This window comes from Paraburkholderia sp. BR14374 (assembly GCF_040948685.1).
In the GTDB taxonomy this organism is placed as follows: domain Bacteria; phylum Pseudomonadota; class Gammaproteobacteria; order Burkholderiales; family Burkholderiaceae; genus Paraburkholderia; species Paraburkholderia youngii.
Window position 1 is genome coordinate 238,830 of sequence record NZ_JBFPKF010000007.1, and the last position, 26,683, is coordinate 265,512.

Sequence of the window (26,683 nt, forward strand, 5' to 3'; positions counted from 1 at the left end):
ATTCGGCAATAAGCCAACGTCAAGAGCGCTGACGCCGCATGTAGTGCCATTGATAGGCAGCAAATCCGCTCAGTGCCAATAATCAGAAGTAATGAGCCGCTGACCTTGTTTCCTGACCGGATGTGTTCGCAATGAGCGTCACGAACGCGCTTGAAGGGGAAGGTACCATACGCATGTGTATCGTCGCCTAGATCAACGACTACGCGTCGAGCATGCGCGCAACTGGCCTTCGCAACCATCTGCGCTTTGCAGACAGAATTGGCGAGCGGCTGGTTACAGTGACGGATGGGTTGGATGCGTGCAGTCGGCGATAAAACGTCATTGGCTCGCACCGTTGTTCCGACATTCAGACATCGGCTTCACAGCAAGCGGTATTTTTATTCGCTACGAAGAGCGTTTACATCTTCGTGCAGGCGGTTGCGGGCGTGGGCATCGTTTATTTGGGGAGTGGGCTGACGGGCGATTGTCTCTGTGACGACGCGAAGAGTTACGCGGGTACGCTTGCCCTGAGAAGTTCTATCGCCCTTTCGACGAATACCCGCACCTTGGAGGCGAGATGCCGGTAGGCCGGATAGGCAACGTGCACAGCGACGTCATCGCCGCGCCAATCGGGAAAGAGTCGCACGAGTGCGCCAGAGCGAAGATGCGGGGTGACGAGGAACGCATAGGTGGTGAGTATGCCGAGTCCTGCAAGTCCAGCCGCTAGCGCGGCGCTCGAGTCGTTGACACTTAACCGATGACTGCCGTGGATTTCGAAGAGCTGTTCGTCCCGATGGAGCTGGAAGACGAAGTCTCGCCCCGAGCGCGGCGAATTCATGCGGACGATCGTATGGCCTTGCATGAGGTCCGCGGGCTCGCGCGGCAGGCCGTGGCGCTGAATGTAGGCGGGCGACGCGCACGTCACGAGCGGCAGCGTACCGGCCGAGCGCGCGATCAGCGAGTCGCTGAGTAATGGCCCGAGACGCAGAACACAGTCAAGGTTCTCGGCGATGAGATCAACCGACCGGTTACCGACGCTCAGCTCGACCTGGACATCGGGATAGCGCGCAAAGAAGTCCGGCATGGCCGGGACGACCAATTGATACGCCAACGAGCCGGGCAGTTCCACCCTGATTTTTCCCTTCGGCGAACGGGTTGCGCTCAGGACGCTGCCATCCAGCGAGCCAACCTCGTCAAGCACGCGAATCGAGCCCTCGTAATAGATCTGGCCTTCCTGCGTCAGCGTGAGTTGACGACTTGTACGGTGCAGCAGCCGCACCCCCAGTTCTTTTTCGAGTTCCTGTATGAGGCGGGTGACGGACGATTTGGGCACATTCATGAGGTCTGCAGCACGCGTAAAGGTGCCTGAATCGACGACACGAACGAAGGTCTGCATCGCGGCCAGCTTATCCATGCATTAGTCCTGTCAGATTGGGATGCATGCGGGTAGCGGGTCGATATGTATATTTGCGTCGTGCGAGGATGCATGCGATGTGCTGCGGCATTCTCGCACGACGCAGGCGCCGAAAGCGTGTCGTAAGCGTCGGTCGCCGGTACGCTTGCGCCGCCATCAAGCCTCGCTCAGGAAGCTGACCAATGCCTGATATGCGTGCCCCCGGTTCTTCTCGAGCAGGAGCATGTGGGTTGCTTCGCCCAGTTCGAGCCAACGCTTGTCCGGCGACCCGCTCAGATGCGCGAAGTAATCCTGCGCAAGCGCGAGCGGCACGTCGACATCCCATTCTCCATGAATCAGCAGGACCGGCACTTCGATGTGGCCCGGGTCATAAAACGCCTTACCGGCTCCCCAGTACTCGCGAATGTCCTGAATCCGCCCGTTCGCGACACGGATCGACTGTTTCTCGCGCAACGCCTCGTCGGGCTCCGTGCGAACCGTATTGTCGAGCCATGCTTCGAAGCCACCATCCGGTATCAGTGTGCTGCGCTTCCACTCGGGGGCGGCATTGACCCAGCGCTCGCGCGCATCGGCCGCGCGCACCACCCGGTAACCACCCAGCGGGCCACCTGGGTCAAGTGGGATGGGCTTGTCGCTGACCCACTGTGGCGCGACGAGCCCGAGCCTGCGAACCTTGTGACCGTTGCGGGCGGTGAACGCGCCACTCACGCTGCCGCCCCAGGACATCCCGATCACATTGATACGCGCGATGCCTGAAATGCGCAGCACGAAGTTCACGGCGCTCGTGAAGTCGCGCAAGCCGGATTCGGTACGCCCCAGCGGCTCGCTCTGCGCAGCGGCGACACGCATTTGCGGTGGTCGTGTCGACTCGCCATAGCCGCGCGCATCCACAGCGTAAACATCGAAGCCAGCGCGAGCGAGGTAGTCCATAAACGAATAACCGCGGATCGGCAGTGCGACCGTGACACGGGTCGCCGACCTCGCCGTCTGGAAGAAGCGGGGCCGGGCGAAAGCATGGTTGCGGAAAAACGAACGTTGTGACGCCGGGACTGGATCGCCGCTGAGGGTGCAACGGCGCTGGCTGACGGACTGCGGCGACAGCTTTTTCCGGCTTTCCTGGTGCGGCGGTCCGGGTTGTCATGAATGACGCGCACCGTACTCAGGAAGGCGCCATAACCGCCGGGCTGTTTTGGCCTAGAATTGTCCGAGGAGGTGCCAGTCATGTCAGCTACCAGGCGCAACGATCCAGGCCATCGCGCCTATCAAGCCGCACTGGACAGAACGACCCGCTACCCTTCGGAGCACGTCACGTTGACAGCCAGTTCAAGGAAAAGGCTGCGCCCCAGTGCGCCGCATCGCAAGGTCGGGCGCGGCAAGGTCGGCGTCGGCGGCAAGAGCAGCGAAAGGTAGGAAGGCTCGTGGTGACGTCAACGAGACATCACCCCGGACGATTCATTATTGGCGACCCGCGCGCTTCGTCGCAGAGGTGTCGTCGCATGCCGCGGTTTCCGCACACGCTCGACAGACGATTGAGACAGCGTTTGCGCAGATCGAAAGCAAGCTCCACCGACGGGTGTTCGTACGCGTTGCCGTGCGGCTATGCGTCCACGCCCACTTCGCGCGTGAGCTGTCTGTCGCCCCATGAGAAAATTTCACCCGCGTGCGCCGTGCCTTGAACACCTCGGCCCATCGCCGTTACGCTATTTGCTGCTGCTCTGGCCCGAGACAGGTGCTCCATGCGCGCCAACCATGCTTTGCCTACGCAAACCGGCATGCCCGTGCTCCAGACGACGGGCCATCTCTCCTCATTCGGCAACGACGCGATTGCATTGCGCTGGACGCACGAGAACGAACGTCTCGCCGGTTTCTCGCTGATCGATTGCGAGCGCAAACGCACGCTGCTCCTCATCGCGCCGTTCACGCTTACGCTCGCTGACGGAACCACCACGGGCCTGGCCGAGATGAAGGTCGTTGCGCCAGTGAGCGACGCGGCGGTCGAACCCAACCCGCGTGCGTCCCGCCTGGGCGAACGAATCGCAGGGCGGCGCGCGAGCATCGCCCTGGTCGATACTCATGGACGCCTAAAGGTGCAATGGAGCGTCGAGCAACGCGACGGGTCACGATATCTGCGCGTCCAACTTGCGATCACGGCGCTTCTTCGGGACGAAGCGATCACCGCCGTGTCATTGCTGCAGACGCACGCTGCTGGCGCCAAGGCCAGTCCTGAGCGCAAGGGCACGCCGGTCGTTGCGGGCAACTTTTATCTGGGCTTCGAGCATCCGCTGGCGACAAGTCAAGTAGAGGGCGAGACCCTTGGCTTTACGCTGCATCGCGCGTTGCCTCTACAGAAAAACAGAACGCTGGTCTACTCGGCTGTGGCAGGTGTAGCCAGTGACGGCCAGATTCGGCGCGACTTCGGCATCTATCTGGAGCGGGAACGCGCCCGCCCATATCGGTCGTTTCTGCACTACAACAGCTGGGGCGACATCGGCTACCTGACGCCATATACGCAGGAACAGGCGCTCGAACGCATCGAAACGATCGGCCACGAGTTGCATGCAGTGCGCGGGGTGCAAATCGATTCGTTTCTGTTCGACGATGGCTGGGACGACCTTGGCGGCGGCTGGCAATTCAGCAACGCATTTCCAGATGGCTTCGTTCCGCTGCGCGACGCTGCCGCGCGATTTGGCGCCGCTCCCGGCATATGGCTTTCGCCGTGGGGCGGCTACGGTACGCCGAAACAGGAACGCGTAGCGCGAGGACGTGCCGCTGGTTATGAGGTCATCGACAACGGTCTCGCGTTGTCGGGTCCGACGTATTACCGGCGCTTTCATGAGGTCGTGATGGACATGCTCGACGAGGGCGGCGTCAATCAATTCAAGTTCGACGGCACGGGCAATGCCGACAGGGTGTTTCCTGGCAGCCTGTTCGACAGCGATTGGGACGCGGCGATTCGACTGATCGAGGACATTCGCGCGGCCAAGCCCGAAACCTTCATCAATCTCACGACAGGTACGCATCCGTCGCCGTTCTGGCTGCGCCATGTCGACTCCATCTGGCGCGGCGGCAGCGACGATGGCCTGGCGGGAAGCGGCACGAACCGCGAGCGCTGGATCACCTACCGCGACACGCAGACGTATTTCAACATCGTGGAGCGCAGTCCGCTCTTTCCGCTCAGTTCGCTGATGCTGCACGGCATTCTCTATGCGCAGTGCAATCCACGCCTCAATACGTCGACGGGAGACGCATTCTCCAACGAAGTGTGGTCGTACTTCGGGACCGGCACGCAATTGCAGGAGCTATACATCACGCCGGCGCTGCTGCACGAGCACGACTGGGATGAGCTTGCGCGCGCCGCGAGATGGGCGCGCGAAAACGGCGACATCCTGCGCGACAGCCATTGGATCGGCGGCGCGCCGGACGAACAGGCGGCTTACGGTTGGGCAGCGTGGGCGCCGCGCAAGTCGATCGTGACGCTGCGCAATCCTCACAGTCGCACACAACGCTTCATACTCGACCTGCGGCGCCAACTGGAGTTGCCGGATGGGGCGGCGGGACGATTCGAAGCGCGCGGCGTTGGGCGTGCAAGGGCTTCCGGCATTCCCGCTCAACTCGACGCTGATGTACCGCATGCAGTGCAACTCGCGCCGTGCGAAGTGCTCACGCTCGAACTGCTGCCGGTCGCCGCCGCGAAACGGTGAAGGGGAGAAGGCGTGCGCGCTAGTACAGGCGATCGGCCAGTGGAATCGGCCTCGCGTCGATCTGATGGAGGTCGAAGACCAGTACCTCGTTGTTACCTTGCACGAGCCACGGCGCGGGGCAAAATAGGCGCTTTTGCGGGCCGATGTTCCAGTAGCGTCCCAGGTTGTGACCATTGACCCAGACGATACCCTTGGTCCAGTTGCTCATGTCGAGCCAGGTGTCGCCGACTTCGGTCAGCAGCACACTCGCCTTGAAAAAGAGACCGGGTTTGCTCGGATTCGTGCAGCCTTCGTTGAGGTTGGCGATGAATGTGTCATCCATCGGCAACAGGTGGACGTCCCATTGCTCGAGCAACGAGACTGAGCCGTCTACGTGTTGCATCGTGACCGGTTCGAGCAGACCTTTGCGGTCGGCGAGCGCGGGTCCGAAGTTCACGCGTCCCATGGCCTCGACGAATATCTCCAGCGGTACGAGACTGTCCGTGCTCGACCCTTGATTCTGCCGCGCCGAAGGCAGGGCAAGCGGCGCGCGATGCATTATGTGGAGCGACCGCGCGTACCTGCGCGGCAGTTGCGCTCTCGATACGCCGCCCGCGTACTGTTCACCAAGGAAAACGGTCGCATAGTCGTGAACGCCGCTGATATCCAGCACACCGCGCGCGTGCCCCGGTAAAAACTTGCGATACAGCACGAAGCCGAACGCCTGACCGTAGTGTTCGAACGACTGCGGTTCGACGCCTTGCTCGTGCGGCAGTGCCGCTGGCAGATTGTCCCAGATCGACGCGTAGAGCGTTGGCATCAAGGCCCCAACGCCTGCGCAGTCAAGCGTGGCGATGGCATCCGGTATGGCTGGCAACGGTTCGGGCAGATAGCTGGCGATCAGGTCTCGATACTTGAGGTACTTCGGCGTCGCCATGCCTTGTTCGTTGATCGGCGCGGAGTAGTCGTAGCTCGTGATGTCGGGCTGATAGTTGCCCGAATCGTCCACGTTCGCGCCGGCAAAAAAGCTGAAGCTCGTGCCGCCGTGAATCACATACAGGTTGAACGACAGTCGCGCCTGCATGAACGTGGCCAAGCTGCTGGAGAGGTCGTACTCCACGCCCGCGAAACCCGCTTCGCCCCAATGCGTGAGCCACCCCGGATACACCTCGCCAGCCATCGCGGGCACCGAGGGGAAATTGCGGCGCACCGTTGCGATTTGCGCTGCGTTGCCGTTGCTCAGCGCGATCGCGCCGCCCGTCACCGTGGTGTGATTGCGTTCGAGTTGCGCGAGACCGTCTTCGGTGTAGAACGGCCCGCTTATGCCTCCTTTGAGCCAAAGCTGCCTGAGCTCTTCGAGGTAAGCCGGATTGCTCGCATACGAACCGAATTCGTTTTCGATCTGGATCATCAGGATCGGACCGCCGTGCTCGCTCATCAATGGCTTGATGCGCGGGACCAGTTCGTCGATATAGCGAGCCACCGCCGCCATGTAGCGAGGATCGGTGGCCGAGTCGGTTCGCAACTGGATGTCCGGCTCGCGCAACAGCCAGGCAGGCAGACCGCCCAGATCCCACTCTGCGCAAACGTAAGGCCCGGGGCGCAACAGCACCCACGTCTGCTCGGATCGACATAGGCGAATGAAGGCCTCGATATCGCGATTACCGCTGTGAAAGTCGAACACGCCTCTGTGCGTCTCATGGTAATTCCACATGATGTACAACGCGACGCAGTTCATCCCCATCGCCCTTGCCATGCGGATCCGGTGTTGCCAGTATTCGCGCGGGATGCGGACTGGATGCATCTCGCCGCTGCGAATCTGGAACGGCAGGCCGTCGAGCAGGAAGTGTTCGCCGTCGGGGCTAAAGGAGAAGGTGTGGCCGCGTTCGAGGTTCACGATGGGCGTCGTCAAGTTGGCGAATGTAGGCTAACTGTATTCGATAGAATGAATACACGCGACGACATTGCGGCATTCCGGGCGAAGCGATGCGCCGCGCAACGCTGTAGCGGTAATTCTGTAGGCCTGACTGGAAATGAGTACGGGCAAGATTTTGTCCGGCATCGCGATGGCCGCGCTGTCCACCGCATGCGCCGCTGCGGGGGCGTCCGGTGCGTGCGTGCCGTCGTTCTCCGAGGTCGCCGTCAAGGATGGACTCGAAGTGCGGACCCGCTGTGCTGTCTCCGCGCCCGCGCTCCCACGCGTCACCGAACGGCTGAACCGCGCGGTGAAGCACGACGGGCTCTCCGCCGAGCAACGTGCCGCGCTGGCGACAGCGGCCAACACGATGCTGCACGGGATCTTCTCGCAGACAGATCACGACGAAGCCACCAACGAAGCCGCGCTAACCAACTTCGAACCGATCCTCGAAAGCCTCGCATCGCAGATCAGGACGCGCTCCGATATTGACCTCGGAGCCGAGGCTTCGGAATGGCACGCGCGCTATGAAGAGCTGCTGCGCAGGTTGTCGATCACGCACAGCACGGCCCCGGCCGAACTGCAGGCCGCCGCCGCCGTGAGGCGTCTCGATCTGGATCGCGCCTCTGCGTTGCTGATGCGGCTCATGGCCGAGGCACCCGGTACCGCCCAGCTAAGCGCCGCGCGCAACTACGAAGCGGCGAGCGTCGAACTGCTTCGCTTCATGCCATGGAACGCACTGCCGTACCTGGAGCATGCCCATGCGCTGCAACCCGACGATAAGGACATCGCCACCGCATTCGCCGACACGCTGCTCGTGCAGCACGAGCCCGAGCGTGCCGAGCCGGTGTATCGGGCGCTGCTGGTCCAGTATCGGACGCTGGCGCAACAGCGTCCCGCCGCATGGCAGCCGTCCATCGCGCGGACGCTCGGCAAGCTTGGCAGTCTGTATGTGATGCGGCAGCAGCAGAAGGAAGCCGAAGCCGCATGGCTGCACGCGCTCGAAATCTACTGGGCGCTCGCGCGCGCGGACCCTTCGGTCTACGGTCCCGCAGTGGCTAACACCTTCGATAGCCTCGCAACGTTGTACCGCGACACGCAGCGTTTGCAGGATGCGGCAGACGCGTGGCGCGAAGCGCTGGCTCTCGACCGAGCGCTGGCCCGACAGGACCCGGCAAAGTACCGGCCCGCGGTCGCGATGACGCTCAACGACCTCGGCATCCTCTACAGTGCGACCCAGCGCACCCATGACGCGGAACTGGCCTATCTCGAAGCGCTCGGCATCCAGCGCGCACTCGAACATGACAATCCCGCCGCCTGGCGTCCGGCGCTTGCGCGCACGCTGAATAACCTCGGGAACTTCTATAGCGCAAGCGGGCGGCTGCCGGAAGCGGAGCACGCTTACCGGCAAGCTCTGAGGATCCGTCAACAGCTCGCCCGCGAAAATCCCGCGATCTACGAGCCAGACGTGGCGCATACGCTGGGCAATCTGGGCGTGCTGTACCGCCTCGAACGGCAGCCGGCCAAGGCGCTGCAGACCTACCAGGACGCGCTGCAGATCGTCCACGCGCTGTCGCGCGATACGCCGGTCGCGTACCAGCCTGACGAGGCACGGATACTGAACAATCTGGGCGTACTCTACAGCCGCACCGGCAGGCCGCGCGAAGCGGAAGACGCATGGCGCCGAGCGCTGGATCTGTACCGCAAACTCGCCCACGACGATCCGTTGACCTGGCGGCAGGATCAAGCACGCACGTTGCGCAATCTAGGCACGCTGCTCAGCCACACGCAACGTTCGGCGGAAGGCGACGCATTGGAACGCGAGGCCGACGAGCTCATCGATTCAGCGCGGGCGCAATAGCTCCCGAGGCAAGCCGCCGGGCCGCAACCGAGACGCACCAGTGGGGAAATCGTCGGTTGTCGGCGCTCATCCAAATACGCCCCGAATCACGTCTTTCTCAAATTCGACTGTCCACGCGGTGCCGTGTCCGGTCTGGTACTCCCGTTCCCGCAGTGATGACGTGCGAACGACGGTGACACTGCCCCTCAGCGGGTAGACCTCGTCGACGATATCGGTCGCTCCGGTCTCCTGAAGGACAAAGTCGGACTCGGCGAGATGGTGCCGACGCAGGACGGCGAGAAAATCAGCCCTTTCGTCGGGTGCGATCACTGACATTGGGCGCCTCCTTTGGGCTGAGTCTCGGCTGAGTCTCGCCGAAAAACCCGTGATCGATCGAGACGTAGCCGGCCCCTTATAAGGTACAAACCGTGCTTTCATTCTAGGCGTTTGCGCCACCTGGCGTGCGGATTGCCGGTGCGTGAACTATTCTGAAAAGATCGCAAGTGTTCATTCCTTTTCCGATATTCGACAGGAGGTGTGCCATGGCGATGTCGCCAACCTTGCAGGAGTGCCTGCGCAGCAAGGGTTCCCGCTACGAAGTCGTGCGTCATCCGTACAGCCACTCGAGTGTCGAAACGGCTGCCGCGGCGCACATTCCGGGTGACCGCCTTGCCAAGACCGTGCTGCTCGAAGACGAACACGGCTATGTGGCCGCCGTGCTGCCATCGACTTACGCCGTGCAGCTCTCCGAGTTCTGGAGCAAGACCGGGCGCCGGCTTGCTCTCGCCACGGAAGTCGAACTGCGCGAATTGTTCAAGGACTGCGATGCCGGAGCGGTACCGCCGATTTGTATGGCGTATGGCATGAAAACCTACCTGGAGTCGAGTCTGGCAGGCCAGCCCGACGTCTACTTCGAGGCGGGCGATCACGAAGAACTGGTTCATATGGAAGCGGATCAGTTCCTCGCGCTGATGGACGATGCGGAGCGCGCGCATTTCGCACGGCGGATGCGAGGGTTGGGCGGCCGGGCCTGAGGCGGGGCCCGAGTGGTGCCGCCCTCAGTCGCAAAGCAGCCCTACCATCGGAATCGCCGGGGTTCGTCCCGCGATCAGGTCGGCCGTGATTCGAGCCGATCCGTGGGACATCGTCCAGCCGATATGACCGTGGCCGGTGTTTAGATAAAGATTGCGGTACTTCTTGCGCCCAAAAAACGGCAGGTTCGTTGGCGTCATCGGCCTGAGGCCGGCCCACATTTCGGCGCGATCGTAGTTGGCGCCGGCCGGGTAGAGTTCCTGCGTCACGCTCTTCATGAAGGCAAAATCAGAAGGCTTGTGGCTCGTGTCGTAGCCAGCAAACTCCGCCGTTGCCGTGACCCGGAGCCGATCGCCGAAGCGCGAGATTGCGACCAGGTTGTGCTCGTCCACCGCTGCAACGGCGGGTGGCATGGGCCGCCCATCGATCGGAATCGTCAGCGAGTATCCCTTGATCGGATAGATCGCAAGGTCAATGCCGATCTGTCGGGCGAGAACCGGACTATAGGGGCCGAGGGCGAGCACATACGCGTCGCCTTTGACAAGGCCTCGGCTCGTTCTCGTGCCTGCTATGTCCTGCCCGGCGGTTTCGAAGCCGTCGATCGTCGCATCCGTCAGAAGCGTACCGCCACGCGCGACGACCTTTTCCGCAAGGGCGCGGGTGAACTTCGCCGGGTCCCCGGTCTCGTCGGTCGGGCAGTGAATGGCGCCCGCTATCCGGTCTTTTGCCGAAGCCAGCGACGGGTCGAGCGCGATCACATCATCGGGGCTGAGGACCCTGATGACTTGTCCGTCGGATTCCAGCAGTTTCATATGTTCGATTCCGCGGTCCTGCGCCTCCTGAGTCCGATGGAGATAGAGAATTCCGCGCTCGTTTCGATCGTATTCGATGGCCTCCTCAGCGACTACATCCTGTAGTACTCGCTGAGAATAGGCGGCAAGCCGATGCTTGAGCAGAGTATTGCGGCGTGCCTTCTCCGATGTGCATTCCATCAGGAAACGCCACGACCAGCTGTAAAGCCTCGGGTCCGCCGAGAACTTGAAGCGCAACGCCTGATCTTTCAGCACCAGCGATTTGAGCAGAATCATTGGCGCTCTGGGCGAGGACCAGACAAAGGAATGCCCGGGCGCGATCATGCCCGCGTTACCCCAACTGGTTTCCGCGGCGACCAAAGGCTGCCGCTCGACGATCACGACCTCATGGCCATCTTTCTGCAACTGGTACGCGGTCGTCACACCGACCACCCCGCCGCCGAGCACGATAATTTTCATAATGTCCTGAGATACAAGGGGACTGCGGCAGTCTCACTTCCATTGCGGCTGATTCAGCACCATTCCGTGCTGTCCCTTGTAGGCAGCCACAGCCGGCGGCGTCCAGCCGTCCAGCATCTGCGGCGCGAGTTGCCAGACCTCGATGCCGAGCGGCCGGCACACTTCCAGAGGATCGCGCGCGTCGGGCCCCCACATCGGCACCGACAGATCGCCGCCCGGACAGGTCGACAGTGCGCACAGCAAGTCGATCTCGGCGAAGAATTCGAGGTAATCGCCTTTGTTTGCCGGACACGCCTTCATGAAGTATTTGTCGTCGAGATTCAGGCCGGTGCACTGGAACACGTTGAGCACGTCGTGGACGTCGTACTCGGTCAAGCCATACGGGGCGATGGCGCGCGTCAGGTTGGAGTGGCAGTGGAAATGAAAGTCCTCGCCGGTCAGCATGCGGTTCACGTACGGATCGCAGCGCGTGCCGAGCAGATCGTGGACGCGGCCGCCGTGCTCGTCGACGCCGTAGCCGGCGAGGCTGTCATCGGTGATGGTCACCATCGGACGCAGGAATGGCAGCGTCGACCACAGACGGTCGAACGTGCTCACGTGCGCCTGCTGCAACTGGCGCGTGCGCGACGCCCACATGCGCTCGCGCGGGTTGTGCCGGTTCCATATGTTCAGGTCGGCAACCTGCGGGCCTTCGATCGTGACGATCCGAAACACGTGCCCGGCCGGCACGGTCCACGCTCGCCCCGAACGGATCGGCACGACGATCGATTCGACCAGCGTGCGGGTGTCGTGCTGTGAGGCGATGCGCTGATAGAAGGTCTTGTCGACGTCGAGCGCCGAGCCTTTGGTGGACTGATAGGCAGCAGGGTAATTCAGCATCATGCGTTCTCCCTCGAACTCAGGCCTGAGCCTGTAATAGGATTTGCTCGCGTGACTCGGTTGGCGGGTTACTCTGCCGACATGGCACTGCCCCCCAGATAGGCAGCGCGGACGCGGCTGTCCTGAGCCAGCTCGCGGGCGGACCCCGCGAGCGCAATGCGCCCACTTTCCAGCACGTACGCCCGATGCGCGATTCGCAGCGCCTGGCGGGCGTTCTGCTCGACCAGAAGTATCGACGTGCCTTCGCGGCAGATGTCGGCGACCATGCCGAAGATCGCGCGCACCAGCTTCGGCGCGAGTCCCATCGACGGTTCGTCCAGCACCACGATACGCGGGCGCAGCATCAGGGCTCGGGCAATCGCCAGCATCTGCTGTTCGCCGCCACTGAGCGTGCCTGCCAGCTGGCTGCGGCGCTCGCCGAGCCGGGGGAAAGTCGCATACAGCTGATCCCTTCGCTGTTGCAATGCGGTACTGTCGCGCCGGATCAGATAGCCGCCGAGATGCAGATTTTCCTCCACCGTCAGCGCCCCGAAAATGCGCCGCCCCTCCGGCACATGACCCAAGCCCAGCGCCACGATCTGGTATGCGCGCAATCCCATCAGGCGCTGGCCATCCATCGCAATGTTGCCCGCGCGCGGCCGGATCAATCCGGAAATCGCCCGCAGTGTGGTGGTTTTTCCCGCGCCGTTGCTGCCGAGCAACGCGACGACCTCGCCCTGTGCGACGTCCAGCGAGATGCCGTGCAGCACTTCGACAGTCCCATAGCTGACGCGCAGATCGCGGATTTCTAGGAGTCCCACAGCGATTTCTCCCCGGCGGCATCGTCGCTCGCCTCGTCCTTTTCGGCTGTGCCGAGATAGGCATCGATCACACGCGGGTCCGCCTGGATCGCGGCGGGCGGGCCCTCGGCGATGATGACGCCGTGATCCATCACGATGATCCGGTCCGACACGCCCATCACCAGCATCATGTCGTGCTCGATCAACAGCACCGTCACGCCATGATCCCGGATTCGCCGGATCAGTTCCATCAGCGCACGTTTCTCTGTGGGGTTCATGCCCGCTGCGGGCTCGTCGAGCAGCAGCAGGCGAGGGCTGCTGGCTAGCGCACGGGCGATCTCAAGCCTGCGTTGGTCGCCGTAGGGCAGATCGGCGGCGCGCTCGCCCGACCTGCCGGCAAGACCGACGAAGGCGAGCCAGCGCAGGCCCTCGGTGGAATGATCCGCAGCCTCGGCGCGCGCGGACGGCAACGCCAGAAGCTCGGCGGCGAGCGGTGTCCGAAGCCGATGATCCATGCCGGTCAGCACGTTTTCGAAGGCCGTCATGTGGCCGAACAGGCGGATGCCCTGGAAGGTGCGCGCCATCCCTTGATGGACGATGCGATGGGGCGCGCCGCCGGCAAGCCGTTCTCCGCACCAGACGATCTGGCCGCCAGTCGGGCGGATCACGCCAGTCAGGCAGTTGAACACGGTCGTCTTGCCGGCGCCGTTCGGACCGATCAGGCTCACGATCTCGCCGCTCTTCACCGTGAAGCTGACCCCGCCGACCGCCAGCACGCCGCCGAAGCGGCGCTGCATGTCGCGCACCTCCAGCAAGGTCTCATCGGTGACGGCGTGGCTGGGCACGGGAGCCCGATCGGCGTCAGCGCCCTTGCGCGCCGGCGCGACGCGGCGCAACGGCGCTGGCCACAAGCCCTGCGGCCTGAGCAGCATCAGGACCACGAGCCCGATCGCGAAAGCGAAGATGCGCCAGAGGTTGAGAAAACGCAGTATTTCCGGCAAGCCGGCGACGATGATGGCGCCGAGGATCACGCCCGGAATGCTGCCGCGGCCGCCGAGCACGACGACGATCAGGATCGTGACGGACTGCAGATACGTGAAGCCGGTCGGGTCGATGGTGCCGAAGCGGGCAGCGAACAGGCTGCCGCCCAGTCCGCCGATCAACGCGCCCATCACATAGGCGAGCAGCTTGACGCGCAGCGTCGGCACGCCGACGGCCTCGGCAGCCGCCTCGTCCTCGCGGATGCTGGTCCAGGCGCGGCCGAGCCGCGACCGGCCGAGCCGGATCGCGAACACGAGCACCACCACGAGGAACGCCATGCCCAGTTCGTAGAGCGCTTGCGGCGAACTGATCTCGAAGCCGAACAGGCTCGGGCTCGCGATGCCGAAGATGCCGTTCGGGCCACCCGTGATGTCGAGATTGGTGGCGACGATACGCGTAATTTCGCCGAACCCCAGCGTGACGATCGCCAGATAGTCGCTGCGCAGGCGCAGGGTGGGGTAGCCGATCACGATGCCCGATACCGCGGTGAACGCAAGACTGAACGGCAGCGTTTCCCAGAACGAGAAGTGCAGCAGGGTTTCCAGCAACGCCGTCGTGTACGCGCCGATCGCGAAGAAGGCTGCGTAGCCCAGATCGAGCAATCCGGCATAACCGACCACGATGTTCAGCCCAAGACCCAGGATCGAATAGGTGACGATGGTCAGGCCGACATCGACGACATAGTTGCTGGCGACAGCGGGCAGCGCGATGGCGGCGGCCAGCAGCGCAGCGCCGACAGGCCTGGCCCAGCGCGCGGAAGCCTGACGGGCGCTCATGGGCTACATTCTCTCGACGACGCGTTCGCCGAACAGCCCGGTCGGCTTGATCACGAGCACGGCGATCAGCACGCCGAAGACGAACACGTCGGTCCATTGCGAAGAGACATAGCCCGCGCCGAACGCTTCGAGCAGGCCGATCAGGATGCCGCCCGCCATCGCGCCCGGGATGTTGCCGATGCCGCCGAGGACGGCGGCAGTGAACGCGCGCAGGCCCAGCACGAAACCCATGAAGAAATTGATCTGCGTGTAGTAAAGCCCTTCCATCACGCCCGCCACGGCGGCCAGCACCGACCCCAGCAGAAAGGTGAGCTGGATCAGGCGTTCGACGTCGATGCCCATCAGACGCGCGGCGTCCTGATCGATGGCCAGCGCGCGCATCGCGGTCCCTAGGGACGTGTGATGAACGAAGAAATACAGTGCCAGCATCAGGGCGAGGCTCGCGACGATGATGCCGATCTGCGCGAAGGTGATCTGCACGCCGTGGAGCTCGAACCCCGCCTGGGTGAGCACATGCGGATAGGTGCGAAAGCCCGCACCGTAGATCAGCAGCACCCCATTTTGCAGCGCCAGCGAGACGCCCAGCGCGGTGATCAGAATCGACAGCCGCGGCGCACGCAGCAACGGCTGATACGCGAGCCGCTCGATCAGCAGGCCGAGCGCGCCCGTGACCGTCATGGCGGCCGCCAGAGCGATCAGCAGTGCGAGGGCGAGCGGCAGATGCGCGGACGCCAGCACCATCAGGCCGGTCCAACCGATGAACGCGCCGACCATGAACAGGTCGCCATGAGCGAAGTTGATCAGCCGGATGATTCCGTAGACCATCGTGTAGCCGAGGGCGACGAGCGCGTAGAACGAGCCGGTCGTCAGCCCTTCGATCACGAACTGGAAGAAGTCGCTCATGACGGCGTGGGCTGCGCAAGCGCGCCTACTTCATCGCCACCCAATGTCCGCTCGCATCCTGCCTCTGGTAGGGCTCGAACTTGTCGTCGTGCACGACGATGGTGATGTACACGGCTTTGCTGCGGTCTCCCTTCGGATTGAAGTCAATCGTTCCGGTCGCGCCCGGGTAGTTCTGGATCTTGTGCAGAGCAGCGGTGATCGCGGCAGGCTGTGCCGACTTCGCGTCCGCGATGGCTTTCGCCGTGACCCCGACCGCATCGTATTCATAGACCGAGTACGGTCCCGGCCCTTGACCGTAAGCCTTCGTATAGTCATCGACGTAGGCGTGCGCGCCGCTCAGGAACTGCGCGAGCGGGGCGGTCGTGATGATCATGCCGTCGGCGGCGGGACCGGCCGTCTTCATCAGGGTCGGGTCATTGGTGGCGTCGCCGCCCATGAAGGTCATTTTCAGACCCAGTTGCCGCGCCTCCTTGACGATCAAGCCGGCTTCGGAGAAATAGCCCGTGTAGTAGATCACGTCAGGCTTGAGCGAGGAGACCCGTGTGAGCGTCGGTGAGTAGTCCATCTGACCGGGCGTGATCGAATTGGCGTACACCACATCGACGCCGTCCTTCTTCAGGGCTTGCACGGTGTTCTGGGCGAGGCCTTTGGAATAGGTCGTGTTGTCGTCGATCACCGCCACGTGCTTCGCGTGCAGCACGTCTTTCATGAAGCTTGCCGCAAACGGGCCCTGCTGGTCGTCACGGCCGATCGTGCGGAACACGTTGTCGTACCCCATCTCGGTCAGCTGCGGATTGGTCGACGCATCCAGCACGTAGGGAATCCCGGCGCGATGAAAGGTGGTCGATTCCGGCAGCGCCGCGCTGGAGCAATAGCCGCCCGCTACCGCGACAACGCCCGCATCGACGAGTTTCTGCGCCGCCTGCACCGCGGTCTGCGCATCACAGGCGTCGTCCTCGGGCACCAGCTCGATCTGCTTGCCGAGCACGCCGCCGGCCGCGTTGATCTTGGCGGCGGCGAGCTTCGCGCCATTGACGATATCCGTGCCGGCATTGGCACTGCTACCCGACAGCGGAACCGGCACGCCGATCTTGATGGTGGCGCCCTGGCTCAGCGCCGAACCGGGAACCATGCCCGCAAGCAGGGCCACGGCGGCCGCGATGCCCGCGACAGTCGTTCGCCGCGCGCCGCGCTCTGCACCGGACCAGCCAATCGTCTGAGCAAACATGTTAGCGACTCCTTTTTGTGAGAGGGATCGGACGATCCGCCACACGGGCATACCGGTGACATCGGAAAGCGGACGGAAATGGAGTGATTGCGAGTGATTCAGTGATTCATACCCACCAGGTCAACAGCGTGACGGCTGGCTTTCACCGGAGCGCGGACTCAAAAAGCGCTGCTTTTATGATAGGAGCCGGGGTGCGTTGAGACGGTATAGGGTATTTGCGTATAAACCGTTACACAAAGGCGCCTTCGATCCTCTACCTTTAAGAGGCAGTGACGGCAGAGACTCGCGAAGCCGAACGCGACAAGACAGGACGACTCCGAAATGAGTGCGATTGCACAGCATGACGACGCATACACGAGGCTCGATTTCACGCTGGACGACGGCATCTGCCGGCGCGCCGCGATTGGGCTCGTGGTGCTCGCGACCGATCATACGATTGAGCATGAGTGGCGGGGCTTGATGACGCAGGAGGGCGTGGCGTTCTACGAAAGCCGTGTGTACAACTCGGCGGACATCACGCCTGAACGGCTAGCGGAAATGGAGGACCGTATCGCACCGGCGGTCGCGCTGATCCGTCCGGCCGAGCGTATCGACGTGGTGGCGTTCGGCTGCACGTCCGCGTCGATGGTGATCGGGGAAGAAAAGGTGTTCGCGCGGATTCGCGAAGCGCGTGCGGACGCCGCGTGCACCACGCCGATCACCGCGGCGCTGGCGGCGCTTCGTGCGCTAGGCGTCCAGCGTACGGCCTTGCTCACGCCCTATGTGCGTTCGATCAACGAATACATGCGCGACTATATCGAGTCGCGTGGTCACCGCATTTCGCGCATGGCGTCGTTCGAGCATGCGAACGATAACGAAGTGGCGCGGATCGATGCACTGTCGTTGCGAACTGGCGTCGAGCGACTTGCGCGCAATCGTGACGTGGACGCGATTTTCGTATCGTGCACGAGCTTGCGCATTGCCGGGTTGATTCCGGAGCTGGAAGCCGCGATCGGCAAGCCGGTGATCTCGAGCAACTACGCGATGGCGTGGCACGCATTGCGGCTCGCCGGCGTAGGGGACTCCAAGCCTCATCTTGGGCGGCTGTTTGCGCTGTGACGTTGTAACTTGAACCGCAACGCAGCGGCACGCTGCGTTGCGCGAGCACAGCCCCTTTTGATAGTTCCACAGGACAGGAGGATTTCCATGCCCGCTCATTCGCCCGATTTGCACGATCGTGTCGCCCTCGTGACCGGCGGATCGCGAGGAATCGGCCGCGCCGTTGCCCTCTCGCTTGCATCGGCTGGCGCAGCGGTGGCGGTCAACTATCGGCAACGCGGGAACGATGCTGCTCAGATCGTCGGGCAAATCGAAAGTGCGGGAGGCCGTGCAATCGCGGTGCAAGCCGACGTATCGGTCGCGTCCGAGGTCAAGGCAATGATCGATGAGGTGGAAAACCGCCTTGGCGTCGTCGGTGTTCTCGTCAACAACGCGGGCACCGGAACGATCGTCGATATCGATAGGCTCACGGAAGCCGAATTCGATCGAACGCTTGCGGTCAATCTGAAATCGGCGTTTCTGTGCACGCAGGCGGTGCTGCCCGGAATGCGCGCACAGCGCTGGGGTCGCATCGTCAACCTGTCGTCGGCCGCTGCCCGCGGCGCTGGGCTGGTGGGCGTGCACTACAACGCCTCGAAAGCCGGCCTCGAAGGGTTGACACGCGGTTATGCGGCGCGGCTGGCCCGCGAAGGCATCACCGTGAACGCCGTGGCCCCGGGACCGATCGACACGGAAATGGCCGCGCCGCTGAAGGCCGCCAACGTCGCGGAACGGCTTCCCGTTGGACGCCTCGGTGAAGTCGACGAGGTCGCCCAGGTCGTACTAATGATCGTCGGCAACGGCTTCGTTACCGGCCAGACGATCCCCGTCAATGGCGGCGTGAGCTTCATATGAGCCTCGGGCGGCATCAGCGCGAACGTTTCGCCGATGCGATTCGACTGACGCTTCATCTGACGGTGCTCTGATGTTCACCGCCCCGTCATTTTCCGGAGGATTTTCTGCACGATGCGCTCATGCTGCTCCAGCGCCTCAGCGAGAGTACGTGCTCCGTAGCTCCTGTTGTCTTGCGTCTGCATTCCGGCGACGCGCGTTACGAACAGCAAAACCTCCGCGGTTCTCGGATTGGTCACACCACGGAAGCGGGTCGTGACCGTCACACCGTAGTCGTCCAGCAGTGTGCGGCGGAAGATCAGTTCGTTTTCCGTCATCCAGCGCGACCACGCGTCGTGGTCGAACACCTCGACGGGCCGGTTCTTCGCATCGAGAACATAGATGCGTGCCGAGCTGGACGGGACCGGTGGCGTCTTCATATTTCAATGCGAAGGCGTGAGCAGGAAGTCCGTCGCCTCCCGCCACCAGGTTTGGTCGACGTGGCCAATCCAGTCGTTATGGTCAGCCGCCTTCACCGTCATCAGTTTTCTCGGTGCGGACAGCGAGTTATAAAGCGCCTCGCCGAAGCGCGCCGGGACGATGCTGTCGCGTTCGGCAACCATGACGAGAATCGGGCCGTCGAACGACGCCAGGTGGGTCACGCTGTCGTATCGGTCGCGCAGCAGCCACCTCACGGGCAGCCACGGAAAGTGATGAGCGGCGACGTGCTCGAGCCGATCCCATGGCGTGATCAGCATCATGCCCGCGATCCTGTCGCGTTCGCGCGAGCCGGCCGCAGCCGCCACGCCGGCCCCAAGCGATTCGCCGATCAGCACGAGCGGCGCTCCATACAGGCGATATGCGAGCGCGATGGTTTGTTGCGCATCGTCGACCAGACTCGCTTCGCCTAACGCACCGGTGCGCGGCCCGTAGCCTGGATATTCGGCGAGAATCACGCGCAGCCCGAGCCGGGTGAGCGCTGCGGCATAGAACGAGCGGTGGCCGGCATGCCCGGCATTGCCATGAAAGACGATGACCGTGGCGCGCGCGGAACCGTCCGGCTCCGCCACGAGGCCCCGGTACGCCTCGGGTGTCGGCCAGGCGCGCAGTCCGCCGGAGGTGAGCTCCTCGATTGTGGCCTTCTGGGGGAAGTAGAGCAAACGATCCTGCAAGATGGCGACTCCGGCTAACACGATCAGGTACGTGACGGCGAGGCCGATCATCATTCGGGTGAATTTCATCGTCTTGCGCTCGACCCACCGAACTTTTCGATAGCACGCACCCAGTTTAGCGCGCAGTCGCCCCGGCAACGGATCAGGGTTGGCGTTTGCCCCGGCCACCAGCGGGCTTGCCAGCCGGCTTGCGTGAACCCGCAGCGGGCTTGCTGGTGGGTTGGCTGCGTGGCTTTTGCACGCTCGATGAATTACCGCTGGACGAGCGTGCGCCTTTGCCCACGGCCGCAGCGCGCTGCGCCGCAGGCTTGCGTTGGTTTTCGCCACTTTGCCGGCGCGGTTTTTTGCCGAGCGGCTGCATGGCGCCCGGTGCGGCTTGCGGCACCTTGGGCGTCTTGGGCTTTTTGGGCTTCTTGATGATTTGGCCCGTCGCGCTGGTTTGCGGCACGCGGTGTTCGGCTTCGAAACCCGGCTCTTCTTTACGGGGCAGCGTTTGCCGGATCAGCGCTTCAATCGCGGCCAGTTGCGGCGCTTCATCGGCACACACGAGAGACACCGCCACGCCGCTGGCGCCCGCGCGGCCAGTCCGGCCAATACGGTGCACGTAGTCTTGCGCCACGATCGGCAGATCAACGTTGATCACCAGCGGCAGGTCGTCGATATCCAGCCCCCGAGCGGCCACATCGGTGGCGACCAGCATTTGTACTTCGCCCGCCTTGAAGCGCTCCAGCGCACGCAGGCGCGCGGGCTGCGGTTTGTCGCCGTGGATGGTGTCGACCGCATAGCCCGCTTCATCCAGCATCGCCGCCAGGTAATCGACGCCATTGCGGGTTTTGACGAACACCAGCGCGTGCTGCCAACGGTTCTCAGCCACGAGGTGCATGAAGAGGTCGGGCTTGTTCTTTTTATCCACCGGCACCACCCACTGCTTGATCCTGCTGGCGGTGGCATTGGGCGGGCTGACGCTGATATTGACCGGGGCGCGCAGAATTTTCGCCGCCATCGCGCGGATATCATCGGTAAACGTGGCGGAGAACAGCAGGGTCTGGCGCTGAGCGGGCAAGGCGGCAAACACGGCGTTGAGTTCGCGCGCAAAGCCCAGATCCAGCATGCGATCTGCTTCATCCAGCACCAGCGTTTGTACCTCATCGAACTGCACTGCGTTCTGGCGATTGAGATCTAGCAGACGGCCCGGCGTGGCAACGAGCACATCCACGCCTTTGCGCAATTTCATCATCTGCGGGTTGATGCTCACACCGCCGTAGGCGGCCAGAAATCGTAAGTCGAGGCCCTTGCCGTAAGCGATGAAGCTTTGCAGCACCTGTTCAGCCAGTTCACGCGTGGGCACCAGCACCAGAACACGGGCGCGATTGCTGGACACCGCCGGGCCGCATTGCACCAGCCGTTGCAATAGCGGCAGCGCAAAGCCCGCGGTTTTGCCCGTGCCGGTCTGTGCCCCAGCCATCACGTCCTTGCCACCGAGCACGGCAGGAATCGCCTTGGCCTGCACCGGCGTAGGAGTCTGGTAATTGAGGCCCTGCACGTTAAGCAGCAAGGGATCGATCAGGCCAAGCGAGGCAAAGGACATTGACGTATTCCGGGCTAAAACCGCAATTCTAGCGGCTGCCCGACGGCCTCAAAGGTATGCCGTCAAAGGTGCGGCAAATCGTCGATGCATTTTTCGACATGATCGCCCGGGACATCCGTGTCGATCCCGGCGGGTCCGTCGGTGTGAGAGACACATACGATTTTTGGCCCGAGATACCGTGTGCCTCCAAGTGTAAAAAGGGACCAAACGACATCTCCCCGGCGGATCGCGGCGACGACTTCGACCACCTCCACGATCGCAGGGGGGGACAGCCATTCACGCGTCGACGGATCGACGGGAGCCCAACGCACGTGGGTGAACCTGTCGTTCGCCGGGTTGATGCGAACGGCGTCGATAGCAAAGGTTGTCACATTCACCTCCATCGTCCTGACAAAGGGATGTATGCATTATGCGCCGCTTATTTTGCCGGGGATCAGCGGAACCGGATCAGCGTAGACCTGGATAGTGAATGAAGCCTAAGCGGAGTGCTCGTCGCACCACTGAATCGCCCAACGCTGCGCCGCCTCCATCGCATCCACGTCGGAGGGGTAATCGCCGAGGTCGCCCGAATACTTTACCTCGACGGCCTCGCCACTCGCCGACGCGCGCCGGTAGATCTTTGCGCGAGCGTAATAGCGGCCGCCTTCATCGAGAGGTGACGCGTCGATGTGGAACTGCCGGTAGTCGAAGTGCATGGCTGTCTCCAAACGATTGCCCTGATCGTCGTCGCGTAGGGCGAGCTGGACCGCGTTGTCGCCGCCAAGGTCGCTCCATCATTCTGCGAAGACGACATGTACATCGTAGGCAGCAAAAGCGAAGCTCGCTGAACGGCGAGAGCAGGCTCTTTTTGACGACGATGCGCTTAGCGGAGGCTGCACCGCACGGGTAAAATCTGCGCGAAAACCTTTGCCGCCGGCGCGCCCTCGCACCGACCACGCGCACCGGCCAACTACAATCAACCATGAATCCCGGCATCGTCTACGCCTTTTCCGCCTTCGTCATCTGGGGGCTCTTTCCTGTCTACTTCAAGACGCTCCACCAGATTCCCGCGCTGGAGATGCTCGCCCACCGGATGGCGTGGTCGCTCGTGTTCATCCTTGCGGTGCTCGTCGCGCGACACCACTGGGCGTGGCTGCGGCCCGCGCTGCGCGACAGGCGCCTGATCGGCCGCTTCTCCGCGAGTGCCGCGCTGCTTTCGGCCAACTGGGGCATCTATATCTGGGCCGTCAACGCGGGCCATATCGTCGAGGCGAGCCTCGGCTACTTCATCAATCCGCTGATCAACGTGTTGTTCGGCTTCGTTTTCCTGCATGAGCGGATGCGCTCGCTCCAATGGTGCGCGGTGGCGCTTGCGGCGCTCGGCGTGGCCTGGCTCACCTGGCAGAACGGCGCGCCGCCGTGGATCAGCCTCGCGCTCGCGCTGACGTTCGGCGGCTATGGCCTGTTGCGCAAGACCGCAAAGCTCGGCGCGCTCGAAGGCCTCGCACTCGAAACGGTGCTGCTCTTTCCCGTGGCGATCGTCTATCTGATGGTGATCGGCATGGCCGGCGCGAGCCATTTCACGCATGCGTCGCACGGGCTGCAACTGCTGCTGGCCGCCGCCGGACCTATCACGGCCGTGCCGCTGCTGCTCTTCGCGGCTGCGGCGCGACGCATCCCGCTCTCGATGCTCGGCCTGATCCAGTACGTGACGCCCACGCTTCAGCTCCTCACTGGCGTGCTGATCTACGGCGAGCCGTTCGGGTCCGTGCGCGCGATCGGCTACGGCGCAATCTGGGCAGCACTCGCGCTCTACTCGTTCGAAGGGTTGCGTGGCACGCTGGCCGCTGCGCGCGAGGCGCGCAGGGCGGCTTGAAGAGGTGAGGGCAGGCGGATAGCGGCCGAGCTACGTCGAAACGCGGGCGATCCTCTTCAACCTTCGGCACTCGCACCGGTCAACGCGCGAACCCGGCTTTCATCGGCGGCCAGGTCGCGTGAACGGCCGGCATAGACGATATCGCCATCGTCGAGCACGTAAGCATGATCGGCAATCGCGAGCCCCATGTGCGCGTTCTGCTCGACGAGCAGGACCGAAATCCCTTCGTCGCGCATCTGCGACACGACGCGAAACACCTCGCGCACGATCAGAGGCGCCAGGCCCTGAGAGGGTTCATCGAGAATCAGCAGCCGGGGATTGAGCAGCAGCGCGCGGGCAATCGACAGCATCTCCTGTTCGCCACCGGAAAGCTGACGTCCGCGGCTTTCCTTGCGTTCGGCAAGCCGTGGAAACAGCTCGTATATGCGCGCAATCGTCCAGGGCCCGCTGCGCTCAAGCGGCACACGGAGATTTTCTTCGACGCTGAGATTGGCGAAGATTCTTCGTCCTTCGGGGACATAGCCCACGCCCGTCGCGGCGATCCGGAACGTCGGCCAGCGTGTCGTATCGGCGCCGAAGATCGTCACGCGCCCCCGGCGTGCGGGCGTCAGACCCATCAGGGTCCGCAGCGTCGTGGTCTTGCCCGCGCCGTTGCGGCCAAGCAATGCCGTGATCCGACCTTCCTCGACCGCGAGGCTCACGCCGTGGAGGATGTGGCTCTTGCCGTAGTAGGTATGAAGTTCCTCGGCGGTGAGCGCGATGTTCATGCCACGTCACCCAGATACGCCACCTGCACGACCTCGTTCGCCGCGATTTCCGCCGGCGCGCCCTCGGCGAGCAGCGAGCCCCGGTCGAGCACCGTAATCCGGTCAGCAAGATGGAACACCACGCGCATGTCGTGCTCGATCAGCACGATCGTGAATTTGCCGCCGCTGCGCAGACGGCGAATCAGCTGGGTAATTTCGTAGGTCTCCTCGCCGCCCATGCCTGCGGTGGGTTCGTCGAGCAGCAGCAGGCGAGGGCGCAGCGCCAGCGCCATGGCGATTTCAGCAACGCGCTGGTCGCCGTGCGCGAGCTCGCCGGTCAGCCGGCCGCTTTTTGCCGCTAGCCCGGTGAGTTCCAGTGCTTCTTCGACACACTCGCGTACCCGCGTTCTTTCGGCGCGGCCGACCCATGGCCGCAAGCGGAATCCAGCCGCAACCTCCGCGCTGATGAGCACGTTTTCGAACACCGTCAATGCGGGAAAGATCTCGGTAATCTGGAACGTGCGGGCGATGCCGCACGCGACGCGTCGATACGCCGGGACCGCCGTGATGTCCTGTCCGTCGAACACGATCGTTCCCGTGGTCGGCGGGAAGAAGCCGCTGATGAGATTGAAGAAAGTGGTCTTGCCGGCGCCGTTCGGTCCGATGATGGCACGCAGCTCGCCTGCTTCGACCGCGAGCGAGACGTCGCGTACCGCAGCGAGGCTGCCGAAGCGCTTGCTCACGTGCGTGACTTCCAGAACGCTCATGATTCGCTCCTGCGGCGCAGAACGCCGAGCAGACCCCGAGGGAAGAACAGTACTATCGCGATGAACAGCATGCCGACGAACGACATCCAGTTGACGGTGATACTCGACAGGTAGTCCTGCAGCACGACGAATACCGCGGCGCCGAGAAGCGGTCCCCACAGGCTGCGCATGCCGCCCATCACCGCCATCATGACGAAGTCGCCGGACTGGCTGAAATGCAGCCCGCGCGGGTCGGCGAAGTTGTTCAGAAGTGCATAGAGCGCACCGGCGAATCCCATGAAAAAGCAGGAGAGAGTGAAAGCGATCCAGATATGGCGATCGGCGGGAATGCCGAGAAAGCGCGCGCGCCGTTCGTTTTCGCGGATTGCGATCATCGTGCGCCCGAATGGGGAACGCAGGATGAAGCCCATCAGACCGACCGCCAGCGCGAGGCAAAACAGCACGAAGTAATAGAACGCATCGGCATTCGAGAGGATGTCGATGGTCGTGATGCCAAGGTGAAGCGGCACGCGCGAAAATCCGCGCAGACCGTCGTCGCCGCCTGTCAACGAACTCCATTGGAACGCGATGTAGTAGAAGACCTGTCCGAAGGCGATGGTGACCATCGCGAAATAGACACCGCGCCGCCTCGCGCAGAGCGCACCGAGCAGCGCGCCGGCGATCCCGCCGAGCAGCGTTCCGCACAGAAGAGCGAACGGCGTGCTCGATGCAACGAATTTCAGCGCGAGGCCTGCGCCATACGCACCCAACCCGAAATACGCAGCGTGACCAAACGACAGCACGCCGGTGAAGCCGAGCAGAAAATTCACCGACATCGCCGCGAGACCCAGCACGAGCACCCGTGTGCCAAGCGCGGTGTAGCCTCCGAGCGGCGGCATCCAGTACGGAGCGAGCAGCAACACGGCCCAGATCGCCGCAAGCGTGATCAGTCTGCGGTGCCTCGCCTGTCGCGCTGCTGCGCTCATGTCAGCATGCCCTCCTCGCCGAGCAGGCCGCGGGGGCGCAGCAGCAGCACGACGGCCATCAGCACGTAGATGATCGCTTCGCTTGCCGCGGGCACAAACACCGCCGTGATGCCGGAGGCGACGCCGATCAGCAGGCCGCCGAGCAGCGTGCCCGTGAGGCTGCCAACGCCGCCGACGATGATTGCAATGAAGCTCGGCATCAGGAGCCCGGTTCCCATCGTCGGCTCGAGGCCAAGCTGGCCGGCGGCGAGCACGCCGCTCAGACCGGCGAGAAAGGCGCCGACGGCGAAATTGAACGAACGCAGCCTGCCCACGTTGATGCCGAGCGCTGCCACGGTTTCGAGGTCGAGGGTACCGGCGCGGATACGGATGCCGAGTCGGCTATAGCGTAGCAGGACGAAAAGCAGCGCTACCGTCGCCGCCACCGTGACGACCATGAAGAGGCGATAGCCGGTGATGAAGAACAACGTGTTGCTCAAAGGCTGGGACAGCACCGACGGAATGGTCACCGGTTTGCCTTGCGCGCCCCAGATGAAGCGGGTGCCGTCCTCGAAGATGAAGGCAAGGCCGAACGTCAGGAGCAGGCTATAGAGCGGGTCGCGCCCATAGACTCGCCGGATCAGCACCCGTTCGATGGCGAGGCCGATCAGCGCGATGCACGGCGGCGCGATCAGCAGCGCGCCCCAGAAGCCGACGTAGGGCGTGATCGTATAGGCAACGTAGCCGCCAGCAACGAGAAAGCCGCCGTGAGCGAAGTTGATGACGTTGCTCAGGTTGAGAATGAGCGATAACCCGAGCGCCATCAGCACGTAAAACGCGCCGATGATCAGACCGTTGGTGACGTTGAAGAGCAGCAGTTCGGTCATCGCCCACCATTCTTGTTATGGCGCCCGTTGCGCCCGTGCTTCGCTTCCGCTTGCGCAATGAGAACCGCGCCCGGCGATC

Annotated in this window: 25 protein-coding genes; 6 read left to right on the plus strand and 19 right to left on the minus strand. The window is 63.2% G+C overall.

Going from position 1 to position 26,683, the window contains the following annotated elements; translation table 11 throughout:
- Positions 1-487: 487 nt before the first annotated feature.
- Both AB3X86_RS18935 and AB3X86_RS18940 read right to left on the minus strand, forming a co-directional pair.
- Positions 488-1,393, minus strand: a complete 906-nt coding sequence (locus AB3X86_RS18935) for a LysR family transcriptional regulator (protein WP_368597174.1) — start codon at positions 1,391-1,393, stop codon at positions 488-490.
- A 156-nt stretch (positions 1,394-1,549) separates the two neighbouring features.
- On the minus strand, positions 1,550-2,323 hold the full coding sequence (locus AB3X86_RS18940) for an alpha/beta hydrolase (protein ID WP_368597175.1): 774 nt from the start codon (positions 2,321-2,323) through the stop codon (positions 1,550-1,552).
- An 842-nt stretch (positions 2,324-3,165) separates the two neighbouring features.
- On the opposite strand from AB3X86_RS18940, the gene AB3X86_RS18945 reads away from it, so the two are divergent.
- Entirely contained in the window at positions 3,166-5,094 is a 1,929-nt protein-coding gene (locus AB3X86_RS18945) for an enterotoxin (protein WP_368597176.1), read from the plus strand.
- Positions 5,095-5,113: 19 nt separating this feature from the next.
- Here the strand turns inward: AB3X86_RS18945 and AB3X86_RS18950 are convergent, their stop codons facing one another.
- Positions 5,114-6,985 carry a beta-galactosidase gene (locus tag AB3X86_RS18950; protein ID WP_368597177.1) on the minus strand — a complete coding sequence of 624 codons (1,872 nt, stop codon included), beginning with the start codon at positions 6,983-6,985 and terminating at the stop codon, positions 5,114-5,116.
- Between the two features lie 121 nt (positions 6,986-7,106).
- On the opposite strand from AB3X86_RS18950, the gene AB3X86_RS18955 reads away from it, so the two are divergent.
- Positions 7,107-8,849: a tetratricopeptide repeat protein gene (locus tag AB3X86_RS18955; protein ID WP_368597178.1), complete on the plus strand. Its 1,743-nt coding sequence runs from the start codon at positions 7,107-7,109 to the stop codon at positions 8,847-8,849.
- Positions 8,850-8,915: 66 nt separating this feature from the next.
- On the opposite strand, the gene AB3X86_RS18960 is transcribed toward AB3X86_RS18955, so the two are convergent.
- Entirely contained in the window at positions 8,916-9,164 is a 249-nt protein-coding gene (locus AB3X86_RS18960) for a hypothetical protein (protein WP_018436237.1), read from the minus strand.
- Positions 9,165-9,370: 206 nt separating this feature from the next.
- Between AB3X86_RS18960 and AB3X86_RS18965 the strand changes: the two genes are divergently transcribed.
- A complete protein-coding gene (locus tag AB3X86_RS18965) occupies positions 9,371-9,862 on the plus strand; it encodes an aminoacyl-tRNA deacylase (protein WP_176121979.1) in 492 nt (163 codons plus the stop codon).
- Between the two features lie 24 nt (positions 9,863-9,886).
- Here the strand turns inward: AB3X86_RS18965 and AB3X86_RS18970 are convergent, their stop codons facing one another.
- The 6 genes from AB3X86_RS18970 to AB3X86_RS18995 form a co-directional block, all read right to left on the minus strand.
- Positions 9,887-11,131, minus strand: coding sequence for a D-amino acid dehydrogenase (locus AB3X86_RS18970; RefSeq protein ID WP_368597179.1), 1,245 nt, complete (start codon positions 11,129-11,131; stop codon positions 9,887-9,889).
- A gap of 33 nt (positions 11,132-11,164) precedes the next feature.
- On the minus strand, positions 11,165-12,010 hold the full coding sequence (locus tag AB3X86_RS18975; RefSeq protein ID WP_368597296.1) for an urea carboxylase-associated family protein: 846 nt from the start codon (positions 12,008-12,010) through the stop codon (positions 11,165-11,167).
- Positions 12,011-12,078: 68 nt separating this feature from the next.
- A complete protein-coding gene (locus tag AB3X86_RS18980) occupies positions 12,079-12,810 on the minus strand; it encodes an ABC transporter ATP-binding protein (protein ID WP_368597180.1) in 732 nt (243 codons plus the stop codon).
- Entirely contained in the window at positions 12,798-14,606 is a 1,809-nt protein-coding gene (locus AB3X86_RS18985; protein WP_368597181.1) for an ATP-binding cassette domain-containing protein, read from the minus strand. Before AB3X86_RS18985 ends, AB3X86_RS18980 begins: the two co-directional genes overlap by 13 nt.
- A gap of 3 nt (positions 14,607-14,609) precedes the next feature.
- Positions 14,610-15,509: a branched-chain amino acid ABC transporter permease gene (locus tag AB3X86_RS18990; protein WP_368597182.1), complete on the minus strand. Its 900-nt coding sequence runs from the start codon at positions 15,507-15,509 to the stop codon at positions 14,610-14,612.
- 25 nt (positions 15,510-15,534) lie between these two features.
- Positions 15,535-16,782 carry a branched-chain amino acid ABC transporter substrate-binding protein gene (locus AB3X86_RS18995; protein ID WP_368597183.1) on the minus strand — a complete coding sequence of 416 codons (1,248 nt, stop codon included), beginning with the start codon at positions 16,780-16,782 and terminating at the stop codon, positions 15,535-15,537.
- 276 nt (positions 16,783-17,058) lie between these two features.
- Here AB3X86_RS18995 and AB3X86_RS19000 point away from each other — a divergent pair, with 276 nt between their 5' ends.
- Together AB3X86_RS19000 and AB3X86_RS19005 are read left to right on the plus strand one after the other, a co-directional pair.
- Entirely contained in the window at positions 17,059-17,835 is a 777-nt protein-coding gene (locus AB3X86_RS19000; RefSeq protein WP_368597184.1) for an aspartate/glutamate racemase family protein, read from the plus strand.
- An 87-nt stretch (positions 17,836-17,922) separates the two neighbouring features.
- Positions 17,923-18,669 (plus strand): SDR family NAD(P)-dependent oxidoreductase, encoded by a 747-nt coding sequence (locus AB3X86_RS19005; RefSeq protein WP_368597185.1) that lies wholly within the window; start codon positions 17,923-17,925, stop codon positions 18,667-18,669.
- A 74-nt stretch (positions 18,670-18,743) separates the two neighbouring features.
- Here AB3X86_RS19005 and AB3X86_RS19010 read toward each other — a convergent pair whose 3' ends face one another.
- From AB3X86_RS19010 to AB3X86_RS19030, 5 genes are all read right to left on the minus strand, one after another.
- Positions 18,744-19,085, minus strand: a complete 342-nt coding sequence (locus AB3X86_RS19010; protein WP_368597186.1) for a hypothetical protein — start codon at positions 19,083-19,085, stop codon at positions 18,744-18,746.
- 3 nt (positions 19,086-19,088) lie between these two features.
- The gene (locus AB3X86_RS19015) at positions 19,089-19,886 is read right to left on the minus strand and encodes an alpha/beta hydrolase (protein WP_368597297.1); all 798 of its coding nucleotides are present in this window, start codon (positions 19,884-19,886) and stop codon (positions 19,089-19,091) included.
- 73 nt (positions 19,887-19,959) lie between these two features.
- Positions 19,960-21,405, minus strand: a complete 1,446-nt coding sequence (locus tag AB3X86_RS19020) for a DEAD/DEAH box helicase (RefSeq protein WP_368597187.1) — start codon at positions 21,403-21,405, stop codon at positions 19,960-19,962.
- A gap of 62 nt (positions 21,406-21,467) precedes the next feature.
- A complete protein-coding gene (locus tag AB3X86_RS19025; RefSeq protein WP_176111222.1) occupies positions 21,468-21,776 on the minus strand; it encodes a hypothetical protein in 309 nt (102 codons plus the stop codon).
- A 105-nt stretch (positions 21,777-21,881) separates the two neighbouring features.
- Positions 21,882-22,100, minus strand: coding sequence for a hypothetical protein (locus tag AB3X86_RS19030; protein WP_368597188.1), 219 nt, complete (start codon positions 22,098-22,100; stop codon positions 21,882-21,884).
- 266 nt (positions 22,101-22,366) lie between these two features.
- Between AB3X86_RS19030 and rarD the strand changes: the two genes are divergently transcribed.
- Positions 22,367-23,260, plus strand: a complete 894-nt coding sequence (rarD, locus tag AB3X86_RS19035) for an EamA family transporter RarD (protein WP_368597189.1) — start codon at positions 22,367-22,369, stop codon at positions 23,258-23,260.
- Positions 23,261-23,316: 56 nt separating this feature from the next.
- Here rarD and AB3X86_RS19040 read toward each other — a convergent pair whose 3' ends face one another.
- From AB3X86_RS19040 to AB3X86_RS19055, 4 genes are read right to left on the minus strand one after another with little or no spacing between them, the layout of a single operon-like run.
- Positions 23,317-24,027: an ABC transporter ATP-binding protein gene (locus AB3X86_RS19040; protein ID WP_368597190.1), complete on the minus strand. Its 711-nt coding sequence runs from the start codon at positions 24,025-24,027 to the stop codon at positions 23,317-23,319.
- Positions 24,024-24,773 carry an ABC transporter ATP-binding protein gene (locus AB3X86_RS19045; protein ID WP_368597191.1) on the minus strand — a complete coding sequence of 250 codons (750 nt, stop codon included), beginning with the start codon at positions 24,771-24,773 and terminating at the stop codon, positions 24,024-24,026. The genes AB3X86_RS19040 and AB3X86_RS19045 overlap by 4 nt, the downstream gene beginning before the upstream one ends.
- A complete protein-coding gene (locus AB3X86_RS19050; RefSeq protein ID WP_368597192.1) occupies positions 24,770-25,738 on the minus strand; it encodes a branched-chain amino acid ABC transporter permease in 969 nt (322 codons plus the stop codon). Before AB3X86_RS19050 ends, AB3X86_RS19045 begins: the two co-directional genes overlap by 4 nt.
- Entirely contained in the window at positions 25,735-26,604 is an 870-nt protein-coding gene (locus AB3X86_RS19055; RefSeq protein ID WP_176378230.1) for a branched-chain amino acid ABC transporter permease, read from the minus strand. Before AB3X86_RS19055 ends, AB3X86_RS19050 begins: the two co-directional genes overlap by 4 nt.
- Between the last annotated feature and the right edge of the window lie 79 nt (positions 26,605-26,683).

What these genes read in the sequence shown, in the direction of transcription:
- AB3X86_RS18990 (WP_368597182.1), bottom strand. Translation starts at nt 15,509, where the DNA reads ATGAGCGACTTCTTCCAGTTCGTGATCGAAGGGCTGACGACCGGCTCG.
- AB3X86_RS18960 (WP_018436237.1), bottom strand. Translation starts at nt 9,164, where the DNA reads ATGTCAGTGATCGCACCCGACGAAAGGGCTGATTTTCTCGCCGTCCTG.
- AB3X86_RS18955 (WP_368597178.1), top strand. Translation starts at nt 7,107, where the DNA reads ATGAGTACGGGCAAGATTTTGTCCGGCATCGCGATGGCCGCGCTGTCC.
- AB3X86_RS19050 (WP_368597192.1), bottom strand. Translation starts at nt 25,738, where the DNA reads ATGAGCGCAGCAGCGCGACAGGCGAGGCACCGCAGACTGATCACGCTT.
- AB3X86_RS19045 (WP_368597191.1), bottom strand. Translation starts at nt 24,773, where the DNA reads ATGAGCGTTCTGGAAGTCACGCACGTGAGCAAGCGCTTCGGCAGCCTC.
- AB3X86_RS19030 (WP_368597188.1), bottom strand. Translation starts at nt 22,100, where the DNA reads ATGCACTTCGACTACCGGCAGTTCCACATCGACGCGTCACCTCTCGAT.
- AB3X86_RS18985 (WP_368597181.1), bottom strand. Translation starts at nt 14,606, where the DNA reads ATGAGCGCCCGTCAGGCTTCCGCGCGCTGGGCCAGGCCTGTCGGCGCT.
- AB3X86_RS19000 (WP_368597184.1), top strand. Translation starts at nt 17,059, where the DNA reads ATGAGTGCGATTGCACAGCATGACGACGCATACACGAGGCTCGATTTC.
- AB3X86_RS19005 (WP_368597185.1), top strand. Translation starts at nt 17,923, where the DNA reads ATGCCCGCTCATTCGCCCGATTTGCACGATCGTGTCGCCCTCGTGACC.
- AB3X86_RS19055 (WP_176378230.1), bottom strand. Translation starts at nt 26,604, where the DNA reads ATGACCGAACTGCTGCTCTTCAACGTCACCAACGGTCTGATCATCGGC.
- AB3X86_RS18935 (WP_368597174.1), bottom strand. Translation starts at nt 1,393, where the DNA reads ATGGATAAGCTGGCCGCGATGCAGACCTTCGTTCGTGTCGTCGATTCA.
- AB3X86_RS19015 (WP_368597297.1), bottom strand. Translation starts at nt 19,886, where the DNA reads ATGAAATTCACCCGAATGATGATCGGCCTCGCCGTCACGTACCTGATC.
- AB3X86_RS18945 (WP_368597176.1), top strand. Translation starts at nt 3,166, where the DNA reads ATGCCCGTGCTCCAGACGACGGGCCATCTCTCCTCATTCGGCAACGAC.
- AB3X86_RS18970 (WP_368597179.1), bottom strand. Translation starts at nt 11,131, where the DNA reads ATGAAAATTATCGTGCTCGGCGGCGGGGTGGTCGGTGTGACGACCGCG.
- AB3X86_RS18965 (WP_176121979.1), top strand. Translation starts at nt 9,371, where the DNA reads ATGGCGATGTCGCCAACCTTGCAGGAGTGCCTGCGCAGCAAGGGTTCC.
- AB3X86_RS19020 (WP_368597187.1), bottom strand. Translation starts at nt 21,405, where the DNA reads ATGTCCTTTGCCTCGCTTGGCCTGATCGATCCCTTGCTGCTTAACGTG.
- AB3X86_RS19040 (WP_368597190.1), bottom strand. Translation starts at nt 24,027, where the DNA reads ATGAACATCGCGCTCACCGCCGAGGAACTTCATACCTACTACGGCAAG.
- rarD (WP_368597189.1), top strand. Translation starts at nt 22,367, where the DNA reads ATGAATCCCGGCATCGTCTACGCCTTTTCCGCCTTCGTCATCTGGGGG.
- AB3X86_RS19010 (WP_368597186.1), bottom strand. Translation starts at nt 19,085, where the DNA reads ATGAAGACGCCACCGGTCCCGTCCAGCTCGGCACGCATCTATGTTCTC.
- AB3X86_RS18975 (WP_368597296.1), bottom strand. Translation starts at nt 12,010, where the DNA reads ATGCTGAATTACCCTGCTGCCTATCAGTCCACCAAAGGCTCGGCGCTC.
- AB3X86_RS18940 (WP_368597175.1), bottom strand. Translation starts at nt 2,323, where the DNA reads ATGGACTACCTCGCTCGCGCTGGCTTCGATGTTTACGCTGTGGATGCG.